Origin of the sequence: Enterococcus sp. AZ109 (assembly GCF_051714625.1) — a bacterium.
Classification (GTDB): Bacteria; Bacillota; Bacilli; order Lactobacillales; family Enterococcaceae; genus Enterococcus_A.
Genome location: NZ_JBIOSF010000001.1, coordinates 514868 through 530037 on the forward strand (window position 1 = coordinate 514868; position 15170 = coordinate 530037).

At 38.5% G+C, this 15170-nt stretch carries 12 protein-coding genes; 5 read left to right on the plus strand and 7 right to left on the minus strand.

The genetic code is table 11. The features are described from left to right. Nucleotides 1-111: 111 nt before the first annotated feature. Nucleotides 112-2145, minus strand: a complete 2034-nt coding sequence (gene ligA / locus IGI42_RS02470; RefSeq protein WP_438714081.1) for an NAD-dependent DNA ligase LigA — start codon at nt 2143-2145, stop codon at nt 112-114. A gap of 11 nt (nt 2146-2156) precedes the next feature. After that, nucleotides 2157-4400, minus strand: coding sequence for a DNA helicase PcrA (pcrA, locus tag IGI42_RS02475; protein ID WP_438714083.1), 2244 nt, complete (start codon nt 4398-4400; stop codon nt 2157-2159). A gap of 162 nt (nt 4401-4562) precedes the next feature. Here pcrA and IGI42_RS02480 point away from each other — a divergent pair, with 162 nt between their 5' ends. Next, the gene (locus tag IGI42_RS02480; RefSeq protein ID WP_438714085.1) at nt 4563-6110 is read left to right on the plus strand and encodes a ClC family H(+)/Cl(-) exchange transporter; all 1548 of its coding nucleotides are present in this window, start codon (nt 4563-4565) and stop codon (nt 6108-6110) included. A gap of 71 nt (nt 6111-6181) precedes the next feature. On the opposite strand, the gene IGI42_RS02485 is transcribed toward IGI42_RS02480, so the two are convergent. Beyond that, nucleotides 6182-7642 carry an alpha-amylase gene (locus IGI42_RS02485; protein ID WP_438714087.1) on the minus strand — a complete coding sequence of 487 codons (1461 nt, stop codon included), beginning with the start codon at nt 7640-7642 and terminating at the stop codon, nt 6182-6184. 161 nt (nt 7643-7803) lie between these two features. On the opposite strand from IGI42_RS02485, the gene IGI42_RS02490 reads away from it, so the two are divergent. From IGI42_RS02490 to IGI42_RS02500, 3 genes are read left to right on the plus strand one after another with little or no spacing between them, the layout of a single operon-like run. Beyond that, the gene (locus IGI42_RS02490) at nt 7804-8556 is read left to right on the plus strand and encodes a DeoR/GlpR family DNA-binding transcription regulator (protein WP_438714088.1); all 753 of its coding nucleotides are present in this window, start codon (nt 7804-7806) and stop codon (nt 8554-8556) included. Further along, nucleotides 8553-9467, plus strand: coding sequence for a 1-phosphofructokinase (pfkB, locus tag IGI42_RS02495; RefSeq protein WP_438714090.1), 915 nt, complete (start codon nt 8553-8555; stop codon nt 9465-9467). The genes IGI42_RS02490 and pfkB overlap by 4 nt, the downstream gene beginning before the upstream one ends. A gap of 12 nt (nt 9468-9479) precedes the next feature. Further along, the gene (locus tag IGI42_RS02500; protein WP_438714092.1) at nt 9480-11390 is read left to right on the plus strand and encodes a PTS fructose transporter subunit IIABC; all 1911 of its coding nucleotides are present in this window, start codon (nt 9480-9482) and stop codon (nt 11388-11390) included. Nucleotides 11391-11437: 47 nt separating this feature from the next. Here IGI42_RS02500 and IGI42_RS02505 read toward each other — a convergent pair whose 3' ends face one another. Both IGI42_RS02505 and IGI42_RS02510 read right to left on the minus strand, forming a co-directional pair. Then, nucleotides 11438-11623 carry a hypothetical protein gene (locus IGI42_RS02505; protein WP_438714093.1) on the minus strand — a complete coding sequence of 62 codons (186 nt, stop codon included), beginning with the start codon at nt 11621-11623 and terminating at the stop codon, nt 11438-11440. A gap of 16 nt (nt 11624-11639) precedes the next feature. Continuing rightward, nucleotides 11640-12965: a hypothetical protein gene (locus IGI42_RS02510; protein WP_438714094.1), complete on the minus strand. Its 1326-nt coding sequence runs from the start codon at nt 12963-12965 to the stop codon at nt 11640-11642. 121 nt (nt 12966-13086) lie between these two features. Here IGI42_RS02510 and IGI42_RS02515 point away from each other — a divergent pair, with 121 nt between their 5' ends. Then, nucleotides 13087-13236, plus strand: a complete 150-nt coding sequence (locus IGI42_RS02515; RefSeq protein ID WP_438714095.1) for an SPJ_0845 family protein — start codon at nt 13087-13089, stop codon at nt 13234-13236. Here IGI42_RS02515 and yihA read toward each other — a convergent pair. Beyond that, the gene (gene yihA, locus IGI42_RS02520; RefSeq protein WP_438714096.1) at nt 13233-13829 is read right to left on the minus strand and encodes a ribosome biogenesis GTP-binding protein YihA/YsxC; all 597 of its coding nucleotides are present in this window, start codon (nt 13827-13829) and stop codon (nt 13233-13235) included. The genes IGI42_RS02515 and yihA overlap by 4 nt on opposite strands. A 51-nt stretch (nt 13830-13880) precedes the next feature. Beyond that, on the minus strand, nt 13881-15125 hold the full coding sequence (gene clpX / locus IGI42_RS02525; RefSeq protein WP_438714097.1) for an ATP-dependent Clp protease ATP-binding subunit ClpX: 1245 nt from the start codon (nt 15123-15125) through the stop codon (nt 13881-13883). Nucleotides 15126-15170: the final 45 nt, after the last annotated feature.

The following is a 15170-nucleotide window of genomic DNA, read 5'->3' on the forward strand; positions in this document are numbered from 1 at the left end:
TATAAAACTTTTCCAAAGCAACTACGTTTTTTATCCTATTTTTTTCTGTTGAGACATATGCTTTTTTATAATACTCGTTTTCTACGAACCACGTCAACTGCTGATTTTGCATTATTCATCATCTACACGACTGGATTCAATCGCTTGAATCATTTTGGCTTCATCCCAAACATCAATTCCAAGTGATTGTGCCTTTGTTAGCTTACTGCCAGCATCTTCTCCTGCAACAACTATATCAGTTTTTTTAGAGACACTACCTGTGACTTTTCCACCTAAATTTTCAATTTTTTCTTTTGCGTCTTCACGAGTATACTCAACTAGTTTCCCAGTTAATACAATTGTTTTACCTTTGAATGGTGACTCAACTTCTTCCAGCTGATTTGTTCGCAAACCTTTATACACCAAATTAACTCCGCATTCAGCCAGTTCTTTCATCAGATCATGCACTTCATCATTTTCAAAGTAAGTAACTACACTGTCAGCAATCGTCTCTCCCATTGTATTTAATTCAATAATTTCCTCTTTTGTCGCTTGGCTCAAACCTTTTAAACTACCAAAGTGCTCAGCTAAGATACGTGCTGCTTTTGAGCCGACATGACGGATTCCTAAACCAAAGATTAGACGTTCAACCGAATTATCACGGCTCGCATCAATTGCCTGTAAAATGTTTTCGGCCGATTTGTCTTTTATTTTGTCCAAAGTCAATAATTGTTCTTTTTCCAATGAGTAAAGATCAGCTACATCACCTACTAAGTTTTTATCATACATTTGAGCCAAAACTCTGGGACCTAAGCCATCAATATTCATCGCATTTCTGGAAACAAAATGATTTAGCCCTTCTTTAATTTGGGCAGGACATTTAGGATTAATACAACGCAAGGCAACTTCCTCATCTAAATGAACTAGTTCACTGTTGCAAATTGGACAGTGAGTTGGTATTGCATAAGGCTCGCTGTCTTCTGGTCGTTTATCAACAATTACCTGAGCAACTTCCGGTATAATGTCGCCGGCTTTATAGACTAAAACAGTATCTTTTAGACGAATATCTTTCTTTTCAATGTAGTCGCTATTATGCAAACTTGCCCGACTAACAGTTGTTCCTGCCAATCGTACTGGATTCATGATAGCAGTCGGGGTAATTACTCCCGTTCTTCCGACGGTCCACTCGATATCTTCAATCACAGTTTCTGCTTCTTCTGGTGGAAATTTATAAGCAGCTGCCCAACGAGGTGCCTTAACTGTAAACCCTAATTCGTCTTGCAAAGCAAACTCATTTACTTTTACTACAATTCCATCAATATCATACGATAGCTGACTGCGTTTTTCGTGGAAGTCTTCGATGTATTCCCATACTTCATCAATGGTTTCACACAATTTTCTTTCATTATTCGTACGGAAACCCAAACGAGCTAACTCATTTAAGGCTTGATCCTGAGTAGTTGCTTCCAACGGACCGAAGTCAGCCAAAGTATATAAAAAAGTGCTTAGGTTCCGATGCGCTGTCACTTTTGAATCCAGTTGTCGTAAGCTTCCGGCTGCCGCATTGCGAGGATTAGCAAAAACTTCTTTGCCTTCTTCTTCCCTACGTTCATTTAATTTAACAAAGGAAGTTTTCGGCATATAACATTCCCCGCGAACTTCAATTGTCAGGGGCTCTGTCAAACGCATTGGGATGGACTTAACGGTTTTTAGATTTTCGGTAATGTTTTCACCTACACTGCCATCTCCACGAGTAGCTCCTTGAACAAATAACCCATTTTCGTATTTTAATGAGATGGATAAGCCATCAATTTTTAGTTCACAACAATAAGAGACAGCATGACCTACCGCTTTTTTTACTCGTTCATCAAAAGCAAGCAACTCTTCTTTACTAAAAACATCATTCAAACTATATAAAGGCGTATCGTGAACGACTTTTTCAAAGCCATCTAATACTTTTCCGCCAACCCGCTGAGTAGGTGAGTCAATCGTAATCAGATCAGGATATTCTGTTTCTAAATTAACCAGTTCTTGGTATTTTTTATCATAAACGTAATCTTCCACAGAAGGTTGATCATTAACATAATATTCATAAGCATACTGATTTAACTCAGTGCGTAAAGATTCAGCTAGTTGTTGCGCTTCTTGAAAAGATAATTGTTCCACTGTGATCCCTCCTAAATTTTTTCAATCGGGGCAAATGCTGCCAGCAGGCGTTTCACACCTTGCTGTGGGAAGGCTATATCTAATTCAACATCATTGGCAGTACCAGAAACTTTTACAACCGTTCCCGTCCCCCATTTTTTGTGTTTTACCTTGTCACCAGGATTCCAGTTCTCCTTTTCACCACCAGAAGCAGTTTTACTACTTACTGGTTGACGAGTTGCCTGCTGATATTTTGCTTGAGTCAGTGGTCTAGCCTTTGAAAATGGATTTGCAACACTTGCTTTTTGGGGCTGCATACCCTCTGGATTAACCAACGAATCATCAATTTCAGCTACAAAACGCGAGGGCTGATTATACTGAGTTTTTCCATAAAGTGTTCGTGAAAAGGCATTAGTTAAGTACAATGTTTCTTCTGCCCGGGTAATTCCCACATAAGCGAGACGGCGTTCTTCTTCCAATTCAGATTCTTCCATTAATGAACGGGACAAAGGGAAAAGGTTTTCTTCCATTCCAATCAAAAATACGATTGGAAATTCCAGTCCTTTTGCAGCATGGAGCGTCATTAATGTTACTTGCGCCGTATCCTCTTGATAGTCATCTAAGTCAGATACTAAAGCTAGATCATTCAAGAAGACAGCCAATTTATCTTCTGGAGCTTCTGCGTCTTCCTCACTTTGTTCGGCATCACGCTTGTCAAACTCTTGAGTAACTGTTCGGAATTCTTCTAAATTTTCTAAGCGTGACTCAGCTTCTAAGGTTTTTTGATTTTTTAAGTCCTCAAGGTATCCGCTACGTTCTAATACTTGATCAACCAATTCAGTTACTGGTAAATAGGCAACCATTTCTTGAAATTGCCCCATCATCACGCCAAACTCAGCGATCGTACGACCAGCTTTACCAGAAATATTCGCTAACTCCACATTTTGAGCAGCTTCTAACATCGACCAGTCATGCATCTGGGCAAAAGTTCTTAGCTTATCCACCGAAGCTGCACCAATTCCTCGCTTTGGCGTATTTATGATTCTTTCAAAACTTACGCCATCACGAGGATTATTGATCACGTTCAGATAGGCAATGATATCTTTGATTTCTTTGCGATCGTAGAATTTATGTCCCCCCACCATCGTGTAGGGAATGTTGGATTTAACTAACGTGTCTTCAATTGTTCGAGATTGGGCGTTGGTTCGGTAAAGGACAGCAAAATCATTGTACGTCCGTTGCTTATTTTGAACTTCAGCTTTGATACGGCTTATCACAAATTGCGCTTCATCTCGTTCACTATCCGCTCGATAGTATGTTATTTTTTCGCCCTCTTTGTTGTCTGTCCATAAATCTTTTTTTCGACGGTTACTATTGTTTTGAATCACTTGATTAGCAGCTTCTAGAATCTTTTTAGTTGATCGATAGTTTTGTTCAAGTAGAATAACCGAGGCATCCGAATAGTCCTTCTCGAAATCCAAAATGTTTTGCATATTAGCGCCACGCCAACCATATATACTTTGATCGGCGTCTCCAACAACACATAAATTGCGGAAACGAGCTGCCAACATGTTCACTAGCGTGTATTGCGCATGGTTTGTATCTTGATATTCATCAACATGCAAATAGCGAAATTTATGTTGATAATAAGTTAAGACATCAGGCTCGTCTTCGAATAAACGGATAGTATTCATGATTAGATCATCAAAATCCATGCTTTGATTATTACGCAGTGCACGCTGGTATGCATCATAGCAACGGGCTACAATTTCTTCAAAAAAAGAGCCTTGTAATTGGGCGTATTTTTCAGGAGTTACTAATTCATTTTTTGCGTTGCTGATGGTACCTAAAATCGAACGCGGGTCATATTTCTTAGGATCAATGTTCAAATCCTTTAAAATTCTTTTCATCAAGGTTAATTGATCAGAACCGTCTAAAATCGTAAAATTACGATCATAACCAATTTTATCTACATCTCTTCGAAGCATCCGGACACACATTGAGTGAAAGGTTGAAACCCATACATCTTCACCACCCTGACCGAGAATACTATTCACTCGTTCTTTCATTTCACGGGCAGCTTTATTTGTGAAAGTAATTGCTAATATATTCCAGGGATTGACTTCCTTTTCTTCTATTAAATAAGCAATACGATGGGTCAGTACTCTTGTTTTCCCACTGCCGGCACCGGCCATAATTAGAAGAGGTCCTTCTGTATGTAAAACTGCTTCTTTTTGCTTAGGATTAAGTCCTGCTAGCAATTCCTGTTTCTGCATGAAATACTTCCTTTCTGTTTTCAATCCTATCAATTATAGCATTTCTCTAACATTCGGGATACTAGCAGCTATTAAAAAAACAGTAAATTTTTTTGTTATTTTCCTTGTCTTTCCAACCGATCAGCGATACATTATTTAAGTACGTATAATGGAGGACTTTTAATGGATAACACACATGAAATTAAACGATTAGATAACACGAAATTAGTGTTTATTGGAAAAGGAGTAATTATTGGACTATTAGCAGGCTTTTGTGTCAGTCTTTTTCGCTTACTAATTGAAGAAGCTGTTCATTATGTTGAAAAGTTTTATACCTATTCGCAAGCAAATCCTTGGGTACTTATTCCGTGGGCTTTTCTAATGCTCTTATTGGCATGGACGGTCTCTTTACTCATCCGTTCGGATAAAAATATTAAAGGCAGTGGAATACCACAAATCGAAGGGGAACTTCAGGGAGAATTACAACAAGATTGGTTTTCCGTACTTTGGAAAAAATTTATAGGTGGAGTACTTTCAGTCGGTGCTGGTTTGTTCTTAGGGCGCGAGGGGCCTTCTATCCAATTAGGTTCGATGGTTGGAAAAGGCTTTGGGGTAAAAACGAATGCCACAACTTCTGAAAAGAAAATATTTATCTCTAGCGGGGCAGCGGCCGGACTAGCAGCAGCTTTTAATGCCCCTATCGCAGGTCTGCTCTTTGTAATTGAAGAAATCCATCATACTTTCTCACCATTAATTTGGCTCACTTCACTTACAGCCGCATTAACAGCTAATTTTGTCTCACTTAATTTTTTTGGTTTAAAACCAGTTTTATATCTTGGAAATGTCGCACAGCTTCCATTGCATTACTACGGTCACTTGATTCTTTTAGGTATTTTACTTGGCATACTTGGTTTTTTCTACCAACGCACGTTACTAGCTTTACCTAAATTTTATCGTTTGACTCACTTACCAGAACATTTATATGGGATTGTTCCTTATTTGCTAGTCATTCCTATTGGATTTTTCTTTCCACATTGCCTAGGTGGTGGAAATCAACTTATCTTAGCTTTTAACCAAAACCAATTTTCTGTTTTATTTCTAGTTGGACTTTTTTTGTTGCGTTATATTTTTTCAATGATTTCTTATGGCGGTAATTTGCCCGGTGGGATTTTCTTGCCCATTTTAACCTTAGGAGCCATTTTAGGCGGACTATATGGAACCGTTTTGCATAATTACTTAGGGATGGATAGTATCTACATTCGAAACTTCGTCGTTTTTGCCATGGCAGCCTATTTTACAGCTATTGGTAAGGCGCCACTCACTGCTATAATTTTAGTGACGGAGATGGTCGGTAACATTACGCATTTGATGCCTCTTGCTGTATGTTCGTTGTCTGCCTACATTATCAATGATTTGATGGGAGGCAATCCAATATATGAATCCTTGTTGGAAAGATTAGTTGGTAACAACACCTCTTCAATCAGTGGAACAAAAACAATTATTGAATACCCCGTGACGGTGGAGAGTAAACTGGATGGAGTAATGATTCGCGATTTCCAATGGCCAAAAGACATGCTGCTAATCTCTATTCGACGAGGGTCTTCTGAAATTTTGACTCACGGTGATACCGTAATGAAAGCAGGAGATCAACTAATCATCTTAACAGATGCAGACCATGCTCAAATTGTTAAGCGAGCGATTTTTCAGACTTCACAGCTAATTCAAACTTAATAAAACAGCTTCTAAATAAGATAGCGATCTCTAAATTTAACTTTTGAGATCGCTATAAAATAGAAGCTGTTTTATTCTTTGATTTGTTGAACTAACTTTTCATTGATATATACAGATACCTGTCCGTCATTTACTGGAAATATACCTTGACCATTGTCATCTAAAACAACTTTTGCTTCATTATTTCCTAGAACATCAACAAAGGTCTCTCCTTGATGTATAGCGCTGACCGTCATTTCCTTTTCTCCGCCTCCAGCATTGGTCATAATTACGGCCATTCCTGAGTTCGCTTCATCGAAATCTCCCATGCATGTCCAACCAATTATATTGGGGTCATCAAAATAATCAGCTTGATTATCAAATGTTAATTGTTCTCGCAATTTCATCATTGTTCTCAATGCTGGTCCTACAGCCTCTACATTTTTGGTACCATAAAGATCTCCCCAGAAAACAACTGGCGTTCCTTGGTTACGTAATAAAGTCAGTGCATAACCATGGCCTTTGAACCAGCCTTCCACCCATGACTCTAGACTTTGACCTTTTTGAGTATCGTGGTTGTCTACGAATGTTACTGACCAATCAGGTCGAGTTTCAATCAATGTCCCAGAAAAAATTTCACGCATATCAAAGCTGCCCATTGAATTTGACGCTTGATACAAATTAAAATGCAGCGGCACATCAAAAAGTGAAATTAGATTACCCGATGAGTCTAGATATTCGTGTAGCTTACCTAATTCATCAGTCCAATATTCCCCAACAACAAAAAGATCTTCTTGTTTTTCTTCCCGACGATGAAGTAGCCAATCAACAAATAAATCGAATCGGATATGTTTTACTGCATCTAAGCGATAACCATCCACGCCTGTTAGCTCTTGATACCATTTCCCCCATTGATCCAACTGTTCAACAGTTTCTGGATTTTCCATATCCAAATTACACCCCATCAAATAGTCAAAATTTCCATTCTCATCATCTACTTGAGGCTGCCAGCCTTTATCAGCAAAATTAAAAATCGCATGATCCTTATTGCGGGCATCATAATCAACACCCGAGAAATTCTGCCAATGCCATTGGTAGTCATTATACTTGCCGTTACGACCTGGAAAAGTAAACTTCGTCCAAGCCTTAATTTCTTTTTCATCTGAAATCGGTTTTGTTCGGTCATCAAAGCTATAAGCAACTGCCTGAACAGCTTCTTCCTCGTCGGCACCCATGAAGTGGTCAAAAACGATATCTGCATAGACTTTCATTTTGAATCTTTTTAACACCTGAATACACTGTAAATATTCATCTTTAGTTCCGTACTTAGTAGGAATCGTATTTTTTTGATCAAATTCGCCTAAATCATATAAATCATATGTCCCATACCCAACATCTTCAACACCTGCAGAACCTTTATAAGCAGGTGGCATCCAGATTGCTGTTACACCCAAATTGCTTAACTCCTCAGCTTTCCCAGCTAACCGATTCCAGTGCTGACTATCCGCCGGTAAATACCATTCAAATCCTTGTAAAATAGTTTCGTTTTTCATACTTACACCTCATTTTCTATCTTTATTCTACTAGATAATGACCAAAAGTCGAATTAAAAGGTCTTAAATAGCATTTTTAAATGTTATTGAATGTTTTTGACTGTTTTTGGTTGATTACGGATGACTATTATGGTAATATACATGTTGAAGGAGGGGTGAAAATGCTTACAGAGGAACGACGGAAGAAAATCATTACTTTATTAGATCAGCATTCTATTCTCAAATCTCAAGATCTTATTTCCTTATTAAATGCTTCAGAATCAACCATTCGCAGGGATTTACAAGAGTTGGAAAACGCTGGCCTACTAGAACGTGTGCATGGCGGTGCAAAAAAACCGCAATATTTAGAAAAAGAATTAGGCATGGTCGAAAAATCGTTCAAAAACGTCCAACAAAAGCAAATGATTGCACGTTTGGCAGCTGATTGTGTCGCAGACGGCGATGTCATCTATCTAGATGCAGGAACCACAACTTTAGAAATGATTCCTTTTCTAAAGGGAAAACTAATCACAGCCGTTACAAACTCAGTTGGTTTAGCAGCTCGTTTAGTCGAACATGAGATTGGAACCATTGTTTTAGGTGGGCGAATCAAATTGACAACGGATGCAGTAATCGGTACTCAAGCGATGGAACAGTTAGCTAATTATCGCTTTAATAAAGCTTTTATGGGGATGAATGGTGTCCATATCGAACACGGCTTCACAACACCTGATACTGAAGAAGCGTCTTTAAAACACTTAGCTATGGAGCAAGCACAAGAGGCTTTTGTACTAGTTGATTACAGTAAATTTAATCAAGTCAGTTTTTCTCGAGTTAACCATCTAGAAGCTGCCACCATCCTTACTGACAAATGTCCGCTGGTTATTTATGACAAGATTAAAGAGTTGACTACTATTAAGGAGGTCACTGTATGATTTACACGGTAACATTAAATCCTTCAATTGATTATATTGTTCATGTGGATCAATTAACGATTGGAGATATTAATCGCATGAAAAGCGATTTGAAATTACCTGGAGGTAAAGGCATTAATGTTTCTCGTATTTTACAAAGAATCGATAATACATCTACTGCACTTGGTTTTCTAGGAGGCTTTACTGGACACTTTATTAAAGAATGGATGGAAAAAGAAACGATTAAAACTGATTTTACAGCAATACAAGATGACACGCGGATCAACATCAAGTTGAAAGCAGCCGAAGAAACTGAAATCAATGGTTTAGGGCCTGATATTTCTGAAGAAGATATGGCATCTCTTAAACAAAAATTGTCTAAAATTTCTCCTGAAGATGTTGTCGTCTTATCTGGCAGCAAACCAGCAAGTGTTCCAACTGGCTTTTACCAAACGTTAATCGAAGTCATTCGTGATAAAGGGGCAACCTTTGTCATTGATACAACTGGTGATGACCTGATGGATTCATTAGCAAAAGAACCTCTGTTAGTTAAGCCGAATAATCATGAGTTAGCTGAATTATATAATACAAAGTTCAATTCGATTGAAGACATCTTCCCTTATGGTCGCCGATTATTAAACGAAGGTGCCCAGCATGCGTTAGTTTCAATGGCTGGGGATGGAGCATTACTGTTTACAAAAGATGGAATCTACCAGTCTAATGTGTTAAAACGTCCAGTTAAAAACTCCGTAGGTGCTGGAGATTCTATGATAGCAGGGTTTGTTGGCAACTTTACTAAGAGCCACGATCCAGTGGAAGCCTTCAGATGGGGCGTTGCTTGCGGTAGTGCAACTACCTTCTCTGATGATCTAGCTACTAAAGAATTTATTTATGAATTGTTGCCGGAAGTCAAAGTTACTAAAATTGTTTAGGAGGAATTATAAATGCATATTAAAGATCTATTAATTAAAGATGCCATGATCATGGACCTGCAAGCAACCGATAAAAAAGGTGCTATTGATGAAATGGTCCAAAAAATGTACGACGCTGGACGAATCAGTGATATCGCTATCTACAAAGAAGGTATTCTAACCCGTGAAGCGCAAACCTCAACTGGTTTAGGCGACGGTATTGCAATGCCTCACGCAAAAAACAGTGCAGTAAAAGAAGCGACTGTTCTATTTGCTAAAAGCAATACCGGTGTTGACTATGAATCACTAGACGGACAACCAACATACCTATTCTTCATGATTGCAGCTCCAGAAGGCGCAAATGATACTCACTTACAAGCGTTAGCAGCACTTTCTCGTTTATTAATCGATCCAGATTTCGTTGCTCAGTTAAAGCAAGCGAATACACCGGATCAAGTACAGCAATTATTTGATTCAGCTGAAAAAGCTAAAGAGGCTGAAGAAAAACAAGAAGAAGCGGAATCAGAAGTTAAAGACTTCAATCGTCGCTATATCGTAGCTGTAACTGCTTGCCCTACTGGTATCGCTCATACTTACATGGCAGAAGATTCATTAAAGAAAAAAGCGAAAGAAATGGGCGTTGACATCAAAGTTGAAACAAACGGCTCTGAAGGAATTAAGCATCGCTTAACTGCCGAAGAAATTGCACGAGCAGATGGCGTCATCATCGCTGCTGATAAAAAAGTTGAAATGAACCGTTTTGATGGCAAAAAACTAGTAAACCGCCCAGTTAGCGACGGAATTAGAAAACCAGAAGAATTAATCGAACTTGCAATGAGCGGAAAAGCTCCTACTTATCATGGTGATGGATCAAGTAGTTCTGAAGAAGAAGCTAGTGATAATGGTACAGTAGGACAACGTATCTACAAAGATTTGATGAACGGTGTATCTCACATGCTGCCATTTGTAATCGGCGGCGGAATTATGATCGCCCTTTCCTTCATGATCGATCAATTTATGGGTGTGCCAAACTCTGAGTTAGCCAACTTAGGAAATTACAATCAAGCTGCCCACATGTTTAATCAAATTGGTAGCGCAGCATTCGGCTTTATGCTTCCTGTTTTAGCAGGTTTTATTGCTTCAAGCATTTCAGATCGACCTGGTTTAATTGCAGGTTTTGCAGCAGGATTTCTAGCAAATGAAGGTGGGGCTGGTTTCTTAGGCGCTTTGATCGGTGGTTTCTTAGCTGGCTACGTAATCGTTCTTTTACGTAAAGTATTCAGTGGCTTGCCAAAATCGTTGGATGGAATCAAATCTATTCTATTCTATCCATTCTTTGGATTGATGATTACTGGCTTCTTGATGTTACTGGTTAATATTCCAATGAAAGCAATCAATGATGGCTTGAATGGTTTCTTAACAGGTCTAGGTGGTTCAAATGCGATTCTTTTAGGCGCATTGCTTGGTGGTATGATGGCAATCGACTTAGGTGGCCCAATTAACAAAGCAGCTTATGTATTTGGTACAGCGACTCTAGCTACAACAGTCGCAACTGGCGGATCAATTGTAATGGCCGCAGTTATGGCTGGTGGTATGGTTCCTCCTTTGGCAATCTTTGTTGCGACTCGTTTATTCAAAAACAAATTTGAAAAGAGCCAAGTAGATGCAGGTTTGACAAACATTGTCATGGGCTTATCCTTTGTTACCGAAGGTGCAATTCCATTTGCTGCCGCTGACCCTATCCGAGTTATCCCTAGCTTCGTGGTTGGTTCTGCAGTTGCTGGTGGTTTAGTTGGTGCTTTCAGTATTAAATTATTGGCTCCACATGGTGGTATTTTCGTAGCACTGCTAGTAAGCAACCCAGTAATGTATTTATTGTTCATCATTATTGGTGCGATTATCTCAGGTGTTATTTATGGTTTGTTGAAAAAACCAGTTGCATAATAAAAAGACGAAATCAGGTTTTTGATCTGATTTCGTCTTTTTCATTGTTAATTTCTACGATCATTTTTTCTAACTCTGACTGGCTGCGGCTTCGGTTGAACTGCATATATACCAAAACCAGCAATCAACACCAGCATCACGAAAGAAATTTTTGCTGCGAAAGAAGGCAACACTATTACTAATAGTAAAGCAACTAGTGCAGTCCCTCCAATTTTCTTCATCAATTGACTCATCGGCTTCCCCTCCTCTTTATGTTTGAAGCATGTCTATCTGTCCATTTCCGGAAATCGTCCGCTGATCAGCAAAAACAACCATCAACTGATTCTTTCCTTTTTCTAAAGAAAGTTGTATCGTATCATTTCCCTGATTGATTTGCCGAACGGTCATGTCCGTCAATTTTTCTTTTAAACCTTCTACTGGGAAATCTTTAAAAGCTCCTTCTGGAATGAAGAATTTTAGAATAGCTGTATAATCATAATATCGTTTATCAGTTAGCTCCAACTCGATCGCATCACGTATATAATATTCATATGCTGCTAAACCTTGATCTAAAGTACGTTCAGGATAAAGTATATGATAGTTCATCATTTTTTCTTCTTCATCATCGATCCAAGGAAAATAAGCTAAAGCATTGAGTGCCCCTTTCATACGATGTACACGATATTGATCATTAATAAAATCGTAAGTACGGGTCACAAAATAAGAAGCTTCATTTTTTTCAGCAGGTTGAAACAGTTCATTTTGATACTGAACAGTCTGAACAACCGTGTCTTCAAAAGCAAATTCAATATAAGGCTGGCTCAGTAAACCTACACCATTAGTAAAAGATAATTGTGGAACCCCTAATTGGTCTCTGAACAGTCGCTGAAATTTTAAGTTAGCAGCATCTTTCCACTGAAAAGGATTCTTGTAAAGTTCAATCGCTACACCCTCACCTATTTCTAGCACGCACTCAACCTGCTGTATTTCAAGCAGCAATTGTTTAGGAAAGAGTTTCTTGTAAGGTTCTCCAAAAAACATCCGCCAACAAGAAGTTAAACAATGGCCTGTGTGAAAAACATCATATCCGGGAAAACTATTGCAATCAACTACTACTTCTCCATTCATCCCGCGCATCTTAGGAAGCGTTTGCGTTTTTACCACATCTTCAAATCGTCTACGCTTCTCGATTTCACTAGTGTTATGGTACAAATACTCATCATAAGCTCGAATATAAGCAAAAAATCCGTGTTTTTCTAAACGTTTTTCTAAATAATCTAAATATACTGGCTCCCAATAGTTGTAGTTGGATTCATTGATCAAGCTTTTTTCAAAAAGAGTAGTGCCCAGAAAATGAACCGTTGATTCCATAGTACCTTTTTTAATTTGAATCCATTTATCATCTGTTGCGGTTAGATTGTCAATTGTCTGCTTTAGTTTAGCTAAGTTAAAGGGTTCTTCCACACCGTTGATCGACATTTCTTCAGGCTCAAGCAATAGGCGTGTCATAACTAACCAATCATGAATAGTTTCTTTGGCTGCAACGGCATCTAGCTTATGCAGCTGGCTAACACTGTATAGTTGCTGTTCTCCCATCACTTTCACTCCCATCTATATAATGATTATACCGCACTGCCGTAAAAATACATAAAAAATTGTTTATCCCTTTTATAAATTTGAACATTCGTGCTAAACTATCCTAGTGGAGGTGAATTGAATGGGACTAAAATTTGAACGCTCTGACGATCTTGATAAATTATTTGAAGAATTTGCTGTCGATCCCGACAAAAACAAAGATATTCAACCAAACGAAGAAATTGAAAAGTTTCTTAAACCCAAAGACAAAAAGAAAGACGAGCAGAATTAAACCTGCTTGTCTTTTATTTTCGCTTCAATTGCTTGCCAAGCCTCTTCTTTCCCCATTTTAGTTTCTGAGGAGAACATAATAAAATCATCTGTTGGATCAAAATCAAGCGCCTTTTTTATTACACTTACATGTTTGTTCCATTTTCCCCGTGGAATTTTATCAGCTTTGGTAGCTACTAAGATTACTGGAATCTTGTAATATTTCAAGAATTCGTACATTTGAACATCTTCTTTGCTAGGTTCGTGACGCATATCTACCAACGAAACTACAGCTTTTAATTGTTTGCGAGATGTAATATAAGTTTCGATCATTTCGCCCCATTTAGCGCGCTCTGTTTTAGAAACTTTAGCATAACCATATCCTGGTACATCAACAAAGTGAAGACAATTTTCGATTAAATAGAAATTCAATGTCTGAGTTTTCCCAGGTTTTCCTGATGTACGTGCCAGATTTTTCCGATCAATCAAAGTATTGATAAAGGAAGACTTTCCAACATTCGAACGACCCGCCAACGCAATTTCAGGAAAGTCAGTCTCAGGATACTGTTTTGGAGAAACCGCACTTATGACAATTTCCGCCTGATGAACTTTCATTCTTTTCCTCCTTTAAAAAAGAGCCACAATAAATTGCGGCTCACTCTTTTACTATCCAGCTTTTTTCTCATCTAAATATTCAATCACTGGTTTCCCAGTGCCCTCAACAGAGTCTTCTGTTATGATAACTTTTTTGATAGTCTCATCAGAAGGAATATCAAACATTACGTCCATCATAATATCCTCAATGATTGAACGAAGCCCACGTGCGCCCGTATTGCGGGAAATTGCCTTGTTCGCAATTGCCTTCAAGGCCCCTTCTTCAAACTCTAATTCTGTTTCATCATAAGCAAGAAGTTTCTGATACTGCTTGACTAAAGCATTCTTCGGCTCTGTCAAAATACGAATCAAATCCTCAGTTGTTAATTTCTCTAAAGCCGTCGTTACTGGCAATCGTCCGATAAATTCTGGGATTAAACCGAATTTTAATAAGTCTTCAGGGATGATTTGCTGCATTACGCTAGCATTGTCATCAATTTTTTTATTGTTCGTTCCAAATCCAATCGTTTTTTCACCTAGACGATTTTTAACGATTGTTTCAATGCCATCAAAGGCTCCACCCACAATAAAAAGGATATTTGTTGTGTCAATTTGGATAAATTCTTGATGAGGATGCTTGCGTCCACCCTGGGGCGGCACACTTGCAACAGTTCCTTCTAGAATTTTCAACAACGCTTGTTGTACACCTTCACCAGAAACATCTCTAGTTATTGAAACATTCTCGCTTTTACGAGTAATTTTATCGATTTCATCGATATAGATAATACCCTTTTCGGCACGTTCAACATTGTAATCAGCTGATTGTAATAACTTCAACAGAATGTTTTCAACATCTTCCCCGACGTATCCAGCTTCTGTCAAACTGGTAGCATCCGCAATCGCAAATGGCACATTTAGTGTACGAGCTAATGTTTGTGCTAAGAATGTCTTACCAGATCCTGTTGGTCCGATTAAACATATATTGCTCTTTTGCAATTCAATTTCGTCTGCTTCTTCAGCTTCTGTATTTACTCGTTTGTAATGATTATATACAGCCACAGACAACGCACGTTTTGCACGATCCTGACCAATTACATATTCATTTAATACATCCAAGATTTCTTTAGGCTTTGGAACGTCAATAAATTCACGTATTGCCTCTTCGTGGAACTCCTCGTCAATAATCTCTTTACAGAGATCAATACATTCATTACAAATGTAAACACCAGGTCCAGCAACTATCTTTTTGACTTCTTCTTGGGTCTTTCCGCAAAAAGAACAGCGAACTGTTTCCCCTGCGCCAGTGCTCTCATACATGGCTTTCACCTCTTGATTCTTTTCCTACAAGTGTTTCCACGTTTG